Here is a 14,546-nt window from a genome sequence, read left to right as displayed (position 1 = left end):
GCGCGTGCTACGCAGGGATCATTTGCTTCCAGCTCATCGCTTTTCGTATCTCTTGTCTGTCCTACGAGTGGAAATAAAGAGAATTGCGAGAAGCAGAACCAACGTCGTCAAAGACGCATAATCGCGGGGCAAATTCAAACCGCCGGCCTCCACCGGCTTGGTGAGGAAGTCGCCGAACGTCGCACCAAAAGGACGTGTAAATACGAAGGCGATCCAAAACAGCAGAACATCGGGCAGAGACTTTGAATAGTGCAGAACGCCGACGATCAGAATGATCGTTGCCGTCACTGCCGCGCCCTGCAGGAACGTGAGACCGATATTGTCAGTGAGGAAATCGCCAAAGGCTGTGCCGAGACTATTTGAGAATAGCACCGCGAGCCAAAAGTAGATTTCGCTGTCCTTACGGTACAGCGGATACACGGTCAGATCGCCAGCGCGCATGTACCAGCATGCAAGCGTCAGAAGCAGACCGGCAACCAAAAGCGCGGAACCGAGCGCATAGCCCAAACCAAGGGAGCGATCCATAAAATCCGAAACTTCGGTTCCAGCCGTCGTCGTGGCGATAATCGCGAGCCAGAACAGCAGCGGATGCAAGGCACGCGACTTTATCTGGGCCGCGAGAACGACAACAAGAACGGCAAGCGTAATCGCAAGTCCTGCGTAGTATCCAAGATCCAGCGACATCGAGAGATAATCGCCGGCGGTCTCTCCGAGCGTCGTCGCAAGGATTTTCAGGATCCAGAATGCAAGCGTAATTTCAGCCACCTTCGACGCCGTCGCCGGATGCACGCCCTCTTCCTCAGTCATGATTGCATGTCCTTCGCCGTTGGCAGTATGAGCTGCCGTGGAGATGTCGTAAAAATCTGATGCTCAAAAGTCCGCACACACAGGAGCTGATACAGTGGAATTAAAATTCGGCTGGCTCGCATGGGCTCTTCTATCGGCGACCTTCGCGGCGTTGACAGCAATCTTCGCAAAAATCGGCGTAGCCAACATCAACTCGGATCTCGCGACGTTCATTCGCACGGTGGTGGTTATGGTGGCACTGGGCGCCATTCTTCTTGCGCGCGGCCTTTTCCAACAAGTGAACGACATCTCGGCTCATACGTATCTGTTTCTCACGCTTTCAGGCTTAGCCACGGGAGCCTCTTGGCTCTGCTACTTCCGGGCTTTGCAGATCGGCGACGCGGCCCTCGTTGCACCGATTGATAAGCTTGGCGTCGTTCTGGTCGCGATATTTGGCGTAACGATTCTCGGAGAGTCGCTTTCGCTCATCAACTGGATTGGCATAACAATGATGGCTTCCGGAGCCGTCCTCGTGGCATGGCGGTAAGAAATCCCAGATGAGGCGATTCACATTCAGCCTCCCGCTTTCGACAAAGCTTGAATCACATTTTCGAGCCGCTGGCTGGCCCAGCGGTTTTTCGGATCGAGCTTAAGCGCATCTTCAAGATCAAGCTTGGCATGATGCCATTCACCCAAATCCGCAAACGCAACGCCACGATTGTAATAAGCATCCGAGCGGCTAAGCGTTCGGTTGTTCGCTGCCGCAATGAAACGCGAACACGCCGCAAGAGCCTCGACCGGCCCAAGCTCCGACCCCAGGCAAGTCTGCCGATCTATTCCCTCATTGCCGGAGGAATCCGGCTTGTCGCAACCTGCCACACCGCAAAGAATGCCGATGACGATCAGCAAAGTCAGGCGTCTAATTCGAAGCGTGTTTCGGATCGCACGGGGCGTCATTCAGCTAGTGCCACGTAAAAAAGGCGATGAACTTGTGCCACGCGGTCGTGAAGGCATTTTGCGGCGCCTGGACGGAACCATCCGGCGGCAATTGCGATGCCGGATTTTGCGGCTCCGATGCCGGCAAGGGCGGAGCTTCCCCAAGAAGCGCACGCTTGGCTTCCTTGAGCGAAAAGCTTTTTTCCGGCCAATCGAGACACGTCGTGTCTCTCACCGCATGACATCGGTGGGCGCTATAGGACCACTTAACGACCTTCGCGCACGCCTTATTCAGAAGTTCCTCTCCGAACGGCAATCCTTCGACCGCTTCCGACTTTCGAATCTCACAGCGAACATTCAAACTTGGCTGAGCGCAGGTTATGCAGGCCGTTCCCGCGCCCGCTTGCGAATTCACAAGCAGCGCGCCCGCAACGAGCGCAATTCTGCGGTTGCGGCAAACATGTCCTGCCGGATGAAACATCTAGGCATCCCCCCATCCGGCTTCGAAATTCTAAGCGATGTCCGCCGTCATTGAGGCGGCAGCATCGCCGACTTGTATGATTGCCTGCCTTCAGGCCGCGTCGGCGTCCGGGAACCATACAAATTTCTAAGGTTTCCGCCTCAATCCGATCACGTTGCGTTTCGCAGGTCATGATGGCCGGTTCGGAGCCTTCCACCTCACAACAATTGAGCAACTTCACTCCATATGATCTTAAAATGAATAACGCCTGGAACTCCTTGTTCCCCAACCCGACGATCGAACGGCGATCCCGACAATATGTTCTCAACCGATGATCTCTGATGCGAATTCTTCTTATCGAAGACGACGACCAAACGGCAAAACTCGTCAAACAAAGTCTCGTCAAAAATGGCTACGATGTTGACGTCTCGAACGACGGCCAGACCGGCTTTAAGCACGCCATTGTGGGCGGGTTCGACGTCTTGGTCATCGACCGGATGCTGCCCGGATTGGATGGACTATCCATCGTTCAACGTCTTCGCGCGGCCCGCGTGAGTTCGCCCATCCTGTTTTTGACCGCCGTTGGCGGCATCGAAGACCGAATTGAAGGCTTTGAAAGCGGAGCCGACGACTACCTTGTGAAACCATTTGCGCTCGGCGAACTCGTCGCGAGGGTCGCGGCTCTCGGCCGGCGGCCTCCGATAGCACATGAAGATTTCTATTATAGGATTGCCGATCTCGAAGTCGATTTGATCAAGCGCGAGATCAAGCGCGGTGGAGAGATCATCCGTCTGCAGCCCCGTGAGTTCCGCATGCTGGAAATTCTAGTGCGCAACCGCGGGCGCGTCGTCACACGCTCAATGCTGCTCGAACAAGTTTGGGATTTGGAACTCGATCCCAAAACTTCTATCGTGCAAACGAATGTCAGCCGCTTGCGATTAAAAATCGATCGGCCCGGCGACATTCCATTGATCCGCACCGTAAGAGGTCTTGGCTATCGCATCGATGACAAAGACTAGACTGACCCAACGCGCGGCTATTCGCTTGGCGGCATTGGTCGCGGCAATCGTTTCGCTGACAAATCTCGCGATCTTTTCGGTTCTGTACTTTGTGATCAGCGCGCAGCTTGTCGATAATCTCAAAGCTCACGTCGACGAGGTGCAAAGAACGTTATCTGACCTGCAGGTCAACGGCGGTTTCGATGGTGTCGCCGCAATGGTCAGTCGTCATGCCGCGGTCGCCCAGTCAAATGAAGACATTTACCTCCTCGTCGATAGCAAGGGCGAGTACGTTGCTGGCAACATCCGGGTCATTCCTCGCTTCTCTGGTTGGAAGACGATTCCCTGGGATGAGCTACCGTTGGTCGGAGCATGGACGACGCCGCGTACGAGCACGGCAGTTCTCGGGCGATGGACGCCGGTGAAAAATGGCGCGTTGTTCGTCGGCGATGGAAATGGAGACATCAAGGACGCGCAACGGGTACTTTTGACAGGCCTCTTGTGGGGTATTGGGCTGTCGGTCTTCTCAGCCATGATCGGCGGCTACGTCTCTGGCATGAGCGCTCAACGGCGTATTGCAAAGATGGATGCCGTGCTGAACGCCGTCGCCTCGGGCCACCTGAAAGAACGCATCCCTCTGAGTCGCGCCGGAGACGATCTCGACCAAGTTTCAGCGTTGGTCAACGCGACACTGAACAGATTGCAGGCTCTCATCGATAATCTGAAACAAGTGTCGATGGATATCGCCCATGACCTGCGCACGCCCATCGCGCGCATGCGCCAAAAGCTCGAAATCGCACAATGGAGCCCACACGATCTTGCGGGATATCAAGAAGTCGTGGGTGCAGCGGTTCAGGAAATCGACGAGATTTCGGAAACGTTTGACGCCCTGTTGAGGATTTCGGAAATCGAATCCGGAGCGCGAAAGACAAGTTTCGTTGACGTCGAACTCAACGCTTTGCTTGCCAACATCCTCGATGCGCTGGAAGCCGTCGCCGAGGAACGGAGCCACGAACTTTCCGGATTGATCGGCGATTCACCGCGCATGTTCGTCCACGGCGATCGGAAACTTCTCAATCAACTCTTTATCAATCTGATCGAAAACGCGATCGTTCATTGCCCGTCGGGATCGGGAATTGGCGTCGAGCTGAGCGAGGAAGACGGACGACCGAAAGTGACGATCAAAGACACCGGGCCTGGAATCCCGGCTGCAGAGCGCGAAAAAGTTTTCAGGCGCCTCTATCGTTTGGAGAAAAGTCGTTCGACAAAAGGAAACGGCCTTGGCCTCAGCCTCGTGGCATCCATTGCGGATTTGCACGGAGCTAAAATTCTGCTCGCCGACAACAATCCAGGTTTGATCGTCGTAATCACATTTCCAAAGCCGCTCGCGTCTAACGCAGCTTAGCTTCCAGACGCTTTTGGCTATGCCGCGGTTCTGAAGCGCAATCGAAAACGTTGCCGCGCCTTCTCGGCTGCCTTCCGGCAAGTCAGCGAACGGCTCTCCCTTGTTGGGAGAATTCCGCATTAGAATTTGAGTTTAATCCGTTTTGTAGCGCCTGGAAGACGAGAAATGTAGTTCTCGCAGTCGTAGAACGCGGCACACTCGCGGACTTATTGCTTGTGAAAACGCAATCCGCTGGACAATATCGACCTAGTTAACTGATCCCGCCGACAACTTCAAAATCATCATCAAAAACGGCCGCATTTACAGGGCCACGTTGAGCCAGTGAGGAACAATTGCGCGCCCTTCTCGGAGTGATGTCCTCAGGCCTCGGACGCCTGATCGCCGGCCTCCAGCACTTGTGCCTAGCCCTGCTGTGCGTGTGGGGCACGCTGGCCATCCACTTTTCCAATCTGCCCACGGCGTGGCTGCGCACGGCGCTGGCGATAGCCTTCGCGGCGTTTGCGATTTGGGCTCTCTGGCTGTCGCGTCCGAGGCGCACGATCCTTTTCGCAGTGCTGTTCCTCGGCGTGGTTGCGTGGTGGGTTTCTATTTCTCCGTCGCACGATCGCAATTGGCGACCGGAAGTCGGGGTGATGCCGCGAGCAACCATCGACGGCGATCGCGTGCGTATCACTGGAGTGCGAAACTTCGACTACCGCAGCCGGGACGAATTCACAGTGCGCTATGAGGAGCGCGAGGTGCTTCTATCGCACCTCACTGGCATCGATTTCTACGTATCCTATTGGGCCGAAGGGTGGGTCGGACACACCTTCCTGAGCTTCATCTTCGACAACGCGCCACCGCTGAGCATCTCCATTGAAACGCGTCCGGAGGTGGGCGAGGGCTTTGACCCGATTGCCTCTCTCTTCAAGCAATTCGAATTGATTTATGTGGTCGCCGACGAGCATGATCTCGTTGGCCTGCGCGCCAATCACCGTCAGGAGACGGTCTATCTCTACCGCCTTAACACCAGCGCTGACGATGCGCGGCGGCTGCTGAAAATATACTTGAAGCGTATCAACGAGCTGGCCGATCGGCCGGAGTTCTATCACCTGTTGAGCAATAGTTGCACGATTAACATCATACGATACGCGAATGCTGCGGGCCGGAAAGGACGCTTCGACATCCGCCATCTCTTAAATGGACTGATCGATAGCTATCTCTACCACTCGGGCAGAATCGACACGACGCTGCCGTTTGACGAATTGCGGCGACGATCTCTGATCAACGCGGCCGCTCAAGCGGCCGATGGCGCGCCAGATTTCTCCGACCGCATTCGCGCGTCGCTACCAACAATCACTCGATGACCCCGAGCACAAACTATTCTAACGCGGCCTCGGAGCGACAGCCGACACTTCCGGCCCGTAGCGCCCGTCAGCCGACGGAGGCTATCGGATCAACTCGACCTCTAAGCGCCCGCTGGCCCAATGCGCCGCCATACCAAACGCGGAAGTCGCTCGCCTTTTCTAAGGCTACGAGGCTGGGCGATGCTTCTTCTGGTGCTTCTTCTTGTGAGCGTATTTCGACACAGGCTTATATTCGCCGTTTGATTTTGATGAACCTGGGTGAGGCCCGGTGCCCTTGGCATGAGTTTTCTGCGCGTCACGCTTTCGATGAAAATGCGCGCCAGCTTTCTCTTTGTTTCGATCCCGCCATGGCGTCTTCGCGTGCCGATCCGTTTGAGGATCAGACAAGGTTGCGGCTTTGTCTTCGTCGCCTTTCTGCTGCCGGGCAGCGAACGCCGGATTGCCGGGCGCTCCAGCGTCGTCACCCATGGAGGCGCCGATGCGCGAGATCCGCCCTTCGTTCGGTTTCATCGCGCGCGCGGCATCCGCGAACGTGTCAGCGAATTCGGCGGCGACCTGAAACCGCGTGTCGCGATCGAAGATCTTGATGGAACCGATCTCAGCTTTCGTCACGTTGCCGGCACGGCAGAGAAGCGGCAGCAACCAGCGCGGCTCCGCATTGCGCTCGCGGCCGATGTCGACCCGGAACCACACCATCTCGCGGCCATGATCCCGCACGGGACGCATTGAGCGATGATCTTTCGGGCGCAGGCCTGCGCGTTCATCCCGCTCGCGCGGCGCTCGTGCACGGTCGTCGCGCCGCTGCGGAGGGCCGGGATCATCGCTCAGGTCTTCGGGCGCTGGAAGCTGCGCGCGGTGCATGCGAACCAGCGCCAGAGCAATCTCGTCTGCGCTACGATTGGCCTGGAGGGATTGAGCAAGACTCAAATCGTCGTTGATAGCGGGACCGGTGAAGATGGAACTGGCCAGAAACCGTTCCTGATCGCGGGCGCGGATTTCCTCGGAGGTCGGCGCCGAACCCCACGTGACCTTGAGTTTGGCGGCGGCCAGTAGCGCATCGGCCTTGCGCCGCCGGTTGAACGGCACAATCAGAACCGACAGGCCCTTGTTGCCGGCCCGGCCCGTGCGACCCGAACGGTGAAGGAGCGTTTCGGCATTGTTCGGAAGATCGGCGTGAATGACGAGAGCGAGCGCAGGCAGATCGAGCCCGCGCGCCGCTACGTCCGTTGCGACGAGAACCCGCGCGCGTCCATCACGGAGCGCTTGCAGCGCATGGGTACGCTCGTTCTGCGTCAACTCTCCGGATAGCGCCACGGCAGAAAAACCGCGTTCCAACAGGCGCGCGTGCGTCCGCTTCACGGCTTCCCGCGTCGAGCAGAACACCAGCGCGGCGTCGGCCTCGTGAAACCGCAGCACGTTGACGATGGCATTTTCAGTATCGCTCGGAACGACGCGAATGGCGCGATAGTCGATGTCGGCGTGCTGCTCGTTGCGCTTGAGCGTTTCGATGCGAACAGCGTCGCGCTGATAGCGGCGCGCCAGTGCTTCGATCTCGCGCGGCATGGTGGCCGAGAACAGGAGCGTCTGGCGGCCTTCAGGGGTTGCGTCGAGAATGAATTCCAGATCCTCGCGGAATCCGAGATCGAGCATCTCATCGGCTTCGTCGAGCACAACGGCTGCGAGTTTTGTCAGGTCGAGCCGCCGTCGTTCCAGATGATCGCGCAGACGTCCGGGCGTTCCGACCACGATATGGGCGCCGAAGCCGAGTTGGCGGGCTTCCGCGCGCGCGTCCATGCCGCCAACGCAGGTGACAACACGAGCGCCGGTGTCAGCGTAAAGCCAGTCGAGTTCGCGCTGCACCTGCATGGCCAGTTCGCGCGTCGGGGCGATGATCAGCGCCAGCGGCTCGGCGGCTTGCGGCAGACGTTCCGCTTCTCCAAGCAGCGTCGGCGCTATTGCAAGTCCGAAGGCGACCGTTTTCCCGGAGCCGGTCTGCGCCGAGACCAGCAAATCGCGCCCGGCCGTGTTGGCTTCGAGAACCGCGAGTTGCACGGCGGTTGGCGCCGAGTAACCGCGCGCCGAAAGAGCGCGCCCGAGCGCGGGATGAGCCGACGGAAAGGTCATGGTTGTAAAGACTTTTCGAATGGAGGAAGCCCGCCAGGCTCTAGCCGGGTGGCGGTGCACGTCGTCAAGAATGTCGTTATCCAGCTTGCCTAGCCGGTATCCGGCGCAACCGCCAGCAGGCAGGTTGGCACGCTCGGAGTTCTATCTTTTGTTCAAGAATGGCGCGCCCGAAAGGATTCGAACCTCTGACCCCCAGATTCGTAGTCTGGTGCTCTATCCAGCTGAGCTACGGGCGCATTTCGCTGCATCGGGGCCGATCGGCCCGCTCCCGGCAAAACCGGGCGGCGAAGCCCCCTCTCTAGTGGGTCGCGAACGAGAGCGCAAGACCTCTCCGCCATGTCCGGATCGGTCAAATTCTCGCGGCCCTTACCCTAACGCGAATCCCGGCATCACCGGTGGCTGCGTCAATCGCCGGTTCGGTCCGGCAGCTCGATGCGAAAGCGCGCTCCTTTGGCGCTGTCGACAAGCGTCAGCGTGCCGCCGTGAGCCTGCACGAGCTCGGCTGCGATCACCAGCCCCAGGCCCGTGCCCCCCTTTTTTGTCGATCCCTGGAAAGCCTTGAACAGATTTTCGCGCGCCTTCTGCGGCACGCCGGCGCCATTGTCGGTCACGTCGACGATCACCTTGCGCCCCTCGCGCCGCGCGACGACGCGGATCTCGCCGTCTGTTTTACCCTCGACGCTCTCGATCGCCTGCATCGCGTTGCGCACGAGATTGCTCAGCACGCGGAACAGGTGCTCGTGATCGGCATCGATCAACAGCGAAGCATCGATGTCATCGACGAAGGCAATGGCACCCTCGCGCGGCAGACCCTGACTGTCCGCCACTTCTTCGACGAGCGGCTTCAAGGGCATCAGCTCGCGGCGCGGCGCGGCTTCCGAAACGCCGCCGAATTGCAGCGACGAATTGCAGAAATGAATGGCGCGATCGAGCGATGCGATGAGCTTCGGCACAAAGCGTTGCACGGTGGGATCGGGAATATCCACCAGACGGTCCGAAATGAGCTGCGCATTGGCGAGCATGTTGCGCAGGTCGTGATTGATTTTGGAAACCGCGAGGCCCAACTGCGCCAGCCTGTTCTTCTGCGCCAGCAATCCCGAAAGCTGACGCTGCATGCTTGCAAGCTCGCGTTCGGCGACGCCGATCTCGTCGAGGCGTCCGGTCTCCGGCATGATGCGACTCGCATCATCGGGATTTTCGGCGAAGTGCAGCATATTCCTCGTCAGGCGCGTCAACGGCTTCACGAACAGACGGCTGAGAGCGAAATAGACGACGGCCGCCGTCATCACCGACAGGATGATCGACAGCCAAAGAATGTTGAGGCCATAGCGCATCATCGCCGCGCGCAGCGGCGCTTCCGGAATGACGATCTCGATCAGATCGGCGTTATCCGGTCCGGCGTGTCCGACGACGCGAATGGTCCGCCCGCCATCGCCGAACATGGTGGTGATCGCATCCTTCATCTGCTGGAATTTGAGTCCGACCCCTTCCCAGAACGAGGCGGGTTCGCGCTGCAGATAGTAAACGTAGTCGATCGTCATATCGGCTTGCGGAGCGAGCACCAGGCGCCGCTCGCCCTGCCGGCGCGATGCAATCGCGCGCACTTCGGCGGTTCGAAGAAGATCGGCGCGCAAGGCTGAGGGAATCTGTCCGCCCGGAAACGCATCGGAGGCGAGCGCCGCGAGCTGCGCCGCGGTCAGGCGCTCCTGCAGCCACGTCACGCGATAGTTCGCAATCGACGGCAAAAAGATCAGCGCTTCGGCGGCGAGCACGAAAACCGCGGTCAGCGCGATCAGCTTCGAAGGCAGGCCGCGGCTCTCCCAAAATCGCTTCAAAGCGCGCCACGGTCCTGCGGAAGCCGACGACGGTCCCGCCTCGTCGCTCCCGTGTGGTCCGTCACCGTTGGAAATCGCGCGCTGCACCGATTTGAGAACTGCCATCACCCGAGTTGATTAGCCGAGCTTCGCCAGCAAAGCGATGACTTTACGTACATAAGGGTTGCTGGGAGATGTTGCAAAGTAACGGAAAGCGGCGCGTTTGTTAATTTCGGACAACGTCGGATAGGGCGAAATCCATTGCGTCATGGCTTTGATTTTCAAGCCCTGGGAAATGGCGAGCGACCACATCTGAATAAGCTCGCCTGCCTCTGCGCCGACGATTCCGGCACCGAGAATTTCGCCGCGCTTCGATGTCACGACCTTGATGTGCCCATCCGTGGTGCCCTCGGCCTGCGCCCGGTGATTTTCATGATAGGGCCAGCGCAAAACGTGAATTTTTCCGTGCTTCGCGCGCGCTTCCGATTCCGACAGTCCGACATGAGCGAATTCCGGTTCGGTAAACACGACGCGCGGAGCTGCCCGGCCCGCAGCTTTTGCATGCGAACGAAAGAGCGTTCGCCAAAGAACGACCTCGGCATGCTCCGCAGCCGTGTGCGAAGACAGCGGACCGCCGATCACATCGCCGATCGCATAAACGCGGTGGTTACGCGTTCGAAGCCCGGCATTCACTTTGATGCCGTCGTCACTCGTCCTGATGCCCGCAGCCTCGAGGCCGAGCGCAGCGACGTTGGCCGTTCGCCCGGCGATGACCAGCAGGTCGCTGCCCTCCACGCGCTCCGCACCGCGAGCCGTCTCGAATTCCACGATGACGCGCCCTGGCTCGCCGGATACGCGCGTGATGCGCACGCCTTCGCGAATTGCGATTCCTTCGCCGGAGAGCTTGGTCAGCAGAACGGCGGCAAGCTCGGGATCTTCGTCGCCAAGCGCCTGCGCCGCATCGAGCACCGTCACCTGCGATCCGAGCCCGCGATAGGCCTGAGCAAGTTCAAGTCCGGTCGCGCCAGCGCCGATCACGATCAGATGCGGTAACGGCTTCGCATTCTCGAAAATCGTTTCGTTGGTGAAATACGGGACATCCTGGAGTCCCGATATCGCCGGAATAACCGGCGCCGAACCCGTCGCAATAACGAACCTGCGCGCCGTGATGCGAAAGTCACCCGCAACGACCGTCGACTTGTCGACGAACTTGCCCGCCGCTGCGATGACGCGAACACCGAGCCCGGCGAAACGCTCGGGCGATGTATTGGGCGATGCATTCGCGATCGTGCGTTTGATGTGTTCGCGCACGCCCGCAAAATCGATCAGCGGCTCGACACCGCGAATGCCGAATGGCGAGGCCGTGCGCATGGCGTTGGCGCGCTTTGCCGAAGCCAGCAAAGCCTTCGACGGCACGCTTCCGTAGTTCAGCGTGTCGCCGCCCATTTTGTGTTTTTCGATCAGGACGACGCGCTGGCCAAAGGCCGCCGCCGCCGCCGCGAGGGCTAAGCCGCCCGATCCCGCGCCGATGATGCAGAAATCGGTTTCGATGGTCTGGGCTTCGGCTCCGCTTTCCGGGTTGTCCTTCGGCATCAACGGTTTCCAAGGTTGCAAGTAAAAGTTGCGCAACGCGGCGCGGCATCAATAGGGTTGACGCTAAAGCCGATCGCCGAAACAATCGAGAGCAGGTCCCGGGGAAGTTGTGCGCGAAGCTGGGCTTGACCGCCTCGCCACGCGCTCCGGACCTGGCAAGACAGGCCCTTCAACGCGTTGACTTGCTCACGTGCCCAACTTATAAGAGCCCGAATTCCGGAGAAATCGCGTCCCGTCCTGGCTTTTTGCCAGGCGATGCGGACTTTCTAAACATCGGAAAAAGCAACATTATTCGCTTCGCGCGTTACCCGCGGCGGAAGCGAAACCTATTTGGACGGAGAGTTCCGTGAAGCGCACGTATCAACCGAGCCGCATCGTTCGCAAGCGGCGCCACGGCTTCCGTAAGCGCATGCTGACGGCTGGTGGCCAGAAAGTTCTCGCCCGCCGTCGCGCGAAGGGCCGCAAGCGCCTGTCCGCCTAGTTTCGGCGCGAACTTGCAGACATTGATCATTATGTACGCGCTGGAGACTGTTCCCGGCGCGTACATTTGCATGCGCAATCGCAACGTCCTGCATACCGACGAAGCCGCTTGCCGCGCGCCGAAAGCGTCCATGATATAGTCGGCGCTGTTCGCGCATTTTGTCGCGGCTCCCGGCGGCCTTTGCGCAGCCGTCAGTTCTGGAGGCTCGAATTCCGACCCTGCAAACTCTCAAATCGCGCCCGGAATTCCTCGCTGTCCGCGGAGGCCGCCGCTCCTCGACGCCCGCGTTTCTGATCGAAGTGCGCGAGCGCCCGCCAACCGAAAACGGCGGCACGGCGCGCTTTGGCTTCACAATTACGAAGAAGATCGGCAACGCCGTCACCCGCAACAGGATTCGCCGCCGGTTGAAGGCCGCGTTCGCGGCAACGGCTGAAGGCCATGCGCGCCCATCCTGCGATTACGTCATCGTCGCCCGCCGCGCCGCGCTCGACCGCCCGTTTGCGGCGCTGCTCGAAGACGTCGCACGCGCTTTCGCAGCATTGCATGACAATGCTAAGCGAAGCCGTTCCGGCGAAGCCCGTCCGAGACCCGGAAAAACCGTGGCCAGGAAAGGTTCGACGTGACGGGGTGCCCCCTTCCGTTTATGAGCAGTTCGCAACATTCCTATTTCCGGCTGAGACAGTCTCGCCAATGCCGGCGCTGACCCGAGGACTTAATGACTTCCCCGAGAGAACCTAAAGATCAAAACAACCTGATGTTCGCGGTTGCGCTGTCCATTCTTGTCCTCATGGGCTGGCAGTACTTCTTCGCGCGCCCGGAGCTCCAGAAGGAGCAGGCGCGCCAGGAGTTCAATAAAAAGATCGATGCGCAGAATAAGGATGGCTCGTCCGAGACGCCGCCGAACGTCGCGAGCACGCCCGTCGCGCCACCGTCGACCGACGCGCCAACTGGTGCCCAGGCGCCAACGGCCGCTCCCGTCTCCCGCGAAGTCGCTCTCCAGGGTTCGCCGCGCCTCAAAATCGAAACACCGTCTCTTGAAGGCTCCATCGATCTGAAAGGCGGCCGCCTCGACGATCTCGTGCTGATGAAGTATCGCGAGACCGTCGATCCGAATAGCGCGCGCGTCATTCTGCTTTCGCCTTCGGGATCGCCCGAACCTTATTTCGCCGAATACGGCTGGGTTCCGCAAAGCGGCAGCGCCATCAAGGTTCCGACCCGCGACACGCTCTGGACCGTTGAAAGCGGCACGCGGCTGACGCCCGAAACGCCTGTCACGCTGATGTGGGACAACGGCGGCGGCCTCGTCTTCCACCGCACGGTCTCCGTCGACAACGACTACATGTTCAAGATCAAGGATGAGATCGAGAACAAAACCCAAGCCGAGGTAACGCTTCTTCCGTACGCACGCGTTCATCGCAGCGGCCACCCGCCGTCGCAGGCTTTCTACGTTCTGCATGAGGGCCTCGTCGGCGTCTCAGGCGATCATGGGCTTCAGGAGTTCACTTTCGCCGACGCTTTGAAGAGCGGCGTGCCGACGACGTTCGACAACGTCACGGGCGGCTGGCTGGGCATCACCGACAAGTATTGGGCGACCGCGCTCGTTCCCGAGCAGAGCGAACCTTATCGTGCGATGTATTCGGCGCTGAAGGCACGCGATCCGGCAGGCAAGGACGCCTTCCAGACCGACTATCTGCGCGGCGCGCTGAGCGTTCCGGCGGGCCTGCGCAAAGGCGTCGAAGGCCATCTCTTCGCGGGCGCCAAGCAGGCGTCGCTGATCGACGGCTACGAAAACGCGCTCGGAATTCTGCGCTTCGACCGCATGATCGACTGGGGCTGGTTCTACTTCATCACCCGCCCGCTGTTCCGCTTGATGGAATTCATCAACGGCCTCGTGCACAACTTCGGCATCACCATTCTGATCCTGACCGTGCTCGTGAAGGCGGCGTTCTATCCGCTCGCCAACAAGCAATACGAGAGCATGGCGCGGATGAAGAAGCTGCAGCCCGAGATGCAGCGCATCAAGGAGCAGTACAAGGACGACACCCAGCGCCAGCAAAAGGAAATCTTCGAGCTTTATCGCACGCAGAAGATCAATCCACTTGCGGGCTGTTGGCCCATTCTGCTGCAGATCCCGGTCTTCTTCGCGCTCTATAAAGTGCTGTTCGTGACCATCGACATGCGGCACGCACCGTTCTTCGGTTGGATTCACGACCTGTCGGCGCCGGACCCGACATCGCTGTTCAACCTGTTCGGGCTTCTGCCGTTCGACGCGCCGACGTTCCTGCACATCGGCGTCTGGCCGCTGATCATGGGCATCACGATGTGGATGCAAATGCAGCTCAACCCGCCGCAGCCCGACCCCATCCAGCAGCAGGTCTTCCAGTGGATGCCGGTCGTGTTCACGTTCATGCTGGCGAGCTTCCCTGCTGGCCTCGTGATCTACTGGGCATGGAGCAACACGCTCTCGATCCTGCAGCAGGTCCGCATCAACAAGAAGAACGGCGCCGAGGTTCATCTCTTCGACAACATCAAGCGAACGTTCCGGCCACTTCTGAGACTCTTCGGCGCCGGCAGCGGACCTGGAAAATAATGGATCGCAGGAA

The 14,546-nt window shown here is 59.4% G+C and carries 13 protein-coding genes and 1 tRNA gene; 7 read left to right on the top strand and 7 right to left on the bottom strand.

The annotated features are described in order from the left end of the window. Nucleotides 1–33: 33 nt before the first annotated feature. On the bottom strand, nucleotides 34–807 hold the full coding sequence (locus HYPGJ_RS01840) for a membrane protein (RefSeq protein ID WP_046845597.1): 774 nt from the start codon (nucleotides 805–807) through the stop codon (nucleotides 34–36). A 94-nt stretch (nucleotides 808–901) separates the two neighbouring features. Between HYPGJ_RS01840 and HYPGJ_RS01835 the strand changes: the two genes are divergently transcribed. Beyond that, the gene (locus HYPGJ_RS01835) at nucleotides 902–1,333 is read left to right on the top strand and encodes an EamA family transporter (RefSeq protein ID WP_046845596.1); all 432 of its coding nucleotides are present in this window, start codon (nucleotides 902–904) and stop codon (nucleotides 1,331–1,333) included. Between the two features lie 26 nt (nucleotides 1,334–1,359). Here HYPGJ_RS01835 and HYPGJ_RS01830 read toward each other — a convergent pair whose 3' ends face one another. Together HYPGJ_RS01830 and HYPGJ_RS19405 are read right to left on the bottom strand one after the other, a co-directional pair. Beyond that, nucleotides 1,360–1,695 (bottom strand): tetratricopeptide repeat protein, encoded by a 336-nt coding sequence (locus tag HYPGJ_RS01830; protein WP_046845595.1) that lies wholly within the window; start codon nucleotides 1,693–1,695, stop codon nucleotides 1,360–1,362. 52 nt (nucleotides 1,696–1,747) lie between these two features. Continuing rightward, entirely contained in the window at nucleotides 1,748–1,957 is a 210-nt protein-coding gene (locus HYPGJ_RS19405) for a hypothetical protein (RefSeq protein WP_244465974.1), read from the bottom strand. A gap of 566 nt (nucleotides 1,958–2,523) precedes the next feature. Here HYPGJ_RS19405 and HYPGJ_RS01820 point away from each other — a divergent pair. The 3 genes from HYPGJ_RS01820 to HYPGJ_RS01810 all read left to right on the top strand — a co-directional run bounded on the left by HYPGJ_RS01820 (nucleotide 2,524) and on the right by HYPGJ_RS01810 (nucleotide 5,931). Next, nucleotides 2,524–3,201, top strand: coding sequence for a response regulator transcription factor (locus HYPGJ_RS01820; protein ID WP_046845593.1), 678 nt, complete (start codon nucleotides 2,524–2,526; stop codon nucleotides 3,199–3,201). Next, complete coding sequence (locus HYPGJ_RS01815) at nucleotides 3,188–4,585, top strand: ATP-binding protein (protein ID WP_046845592.1); 1,398 nt, start codon at nucleotides 3,188–3,190, stop codon at nucleotides 4,583–4,585. The genes HYPGJ_RS01820 and HYPGJ_RS01815 overlap by 14 nt, the downstream gene beginning before the upstream one ends. 551 nt (nucleotides 4,586–5,136) lie before the next feature. After that, nucleotides 5,137–5,931: a DUF4105 domain-containing protein gene (locus tag HYPGJ_RS01810; protein WP_244465973.1), complete on the top strand. Its 795-nt coding sequence runs from the start codon at nucleotides 5,137–5,139 to the stop codon at nucleotides 5,929–5,931. 165 nt (nucleotides 5,932–6,096) lie between these two features. Here HYPGJ_RS01810 and HYPGJ_RS01805 read toward each other — a convergent pair whose 3' ends face one another. From HYPGJ_RS01805 to HYPGJ_RS01790, 4 genes are all read right to left on the bottom strand, one after another. Beyond that, nucleotides 6,097–8,055, bottom strand: a complete 1,959-nt coding sequence (locus tag HYPGJ_RS01805; RefSeq protein WP_046845590.1) for a DEAD/DEAH box helicase — start codon at nucleotides 8,053–8,055, stop codon at nucleotides 6,097–6,099. A gap of 159 nt (nucleotides 8,056–8,214) precedes the next feature. Continuing rightward, nucleotides 8,215–8,291, bottom strand: a tRNA-Arg gene (locus HYPGJ_RS01800). A gap of 168 nt (nucleotides 8,292–8,459) precedes the next feature. Further along, the gene (locus HYPGJ_RS01795; RefSeq protein WP_083983991.1) at nucleotides 8,460–9,995 is read right to left on the bottom strand and encodes a HAMP domain-containing sensor histidine kinase; all 1,536 of its coding nucleotides are present in this window, start codon (nucleotides 9,993–9,995) and stop codon (nucleotides 8,460–8,462) included. Nucleotides 9,996–10,007: 12 nt separating this feature from the next. Continuing rightward, nucleotides 10,008–11,462 (bottom strand): FAD-dependent oxidoreductase, encoded by a 1,455-nt coding sequence (locus tag HYPGJ_RS01790; protein WP_046845589.1) that lies wholly within the window; start codon nucleotides 11,460–11,462, stop codon nucleotides 10,008–10,010. A 346-nt stretch (nucleotides 11,463–11,808) separates the two neighbouring features. On the opposite strand from HYPGJ_RS01790, the gene rpmH reads away from it, so the two are divergent. The 3 genes from rpmH to yidC all read left to right on the top strand — a co-directional run bounded on the left by rpmH (nucleotide 11,809) and on the right by yidC (nucleotide 14,533). Next, entirely contained in the window at nucleotides 11,809–11,943 is a 135-nt protein-coding gene (gene rpmH, locus HYPGJ_RS18605; protein WP_015599883.1) for a 50S ribosomal protein L34, read from the top strand. 158 nt (nucleotides 11,944–12,101) lie between these two features. Further along, nucleotides 12,102–12,566: a ribonuclease P protein component gene (gene rnpA / locus HYPGJ_RS01780; protein ID WP_052750752.1), complete on the top strand. Its 465-nt coding sequence runs from the start codon at nucleotides 12,102–12,104 to the stop codon at nucleotides 12,564–12,566. A gap of 92 nt (nucleotides 12,567–12,658) precedes the next feature. Then, the gene (gene yidC / locus HYPGJ_RS01775) at nucleotides 12,659–14,533 is read left to right on the top strand and encodes a membrane protein insertase YidC (RefSeq protein WP_046845587.1); all 1,875 of its coding nucleotides are present in this window, start codon (nucleotides 12,659–12,661) and stop codon (nucleotides 14,531–14,533) included. The last annotated feature ends 13 nt before the right edge of the window (nucleotides 14,534–14,546 follow it).

The sequence above is a fragment of the Hyphomicrobium sp. GJ21 genome (assembly GCF_001006785.1).
Taxonomy (GTDB): Bacteria; Pseudomonadota; Alphaproteobacteria; order Rhizobiales; family Hyphomicrobiaceae; genus Hyphomicrobium_B.
Note: the sequence above shows the minus strand (reverse complement) of the source record. Positions and strands in the feature narration are given on the sequence as shown.

Excerpts from the sequence above, each read along its gene's own strand:
- HYPGJ_RS01840 (WP_046845597.1), bottom strand. The coding sequence starts at position 807 with ATGACTGAGGAAGAGGGCGTGCATCCGGCGACGGCGTCGAAGGTGGCT.
- HYPGJ_RS01820 (WP_046845593.1), top strand. The coding sequence starts at position 2,524 with ATGCGAATTCTTCTTATCGAAGACGACGACCAAACGGCAAAACTCGTC.
- HYPGJ_RS01815 (WP_046845592.1), top strand. The coding sequence starts at position 3,188 with ATGACAAAGACTAGACTGACCCAACGCGCGGCTATTCGCTTGGCGGCA.
- HYPGJ_RS01805 (WP_046845590.1), bottom strand. The coding sequence starts at position 8,055 with ATGACCTTTCCGTCGGCTCATCCCGCGCTCGGGCGCGCTCTTTCGGCG.
- HYPGJ_RS01795 (WP_083983991.1), bottom strand. The coding sequence starts at position 9,995 with ATGGCAGTTCTCAAATCGGTGCAGCGCGCGATTTCCAACGGTGACGGA.
- HYPGJ_RS01790 (WP_046845589.1), bottom strand. The coding sequence starts at position 11,462 with ATGCCGAAGGACAACCCGGAAAGCGGAGCCGAAGCCCAGACCATCGAA.
- yidC (WP_046845587.1), top strand. The coding sequence starts at position 12,659 with ATGACTTCCCCGAGAGAACCTAAAGATCAAAACAACCTGATGTTCGCG.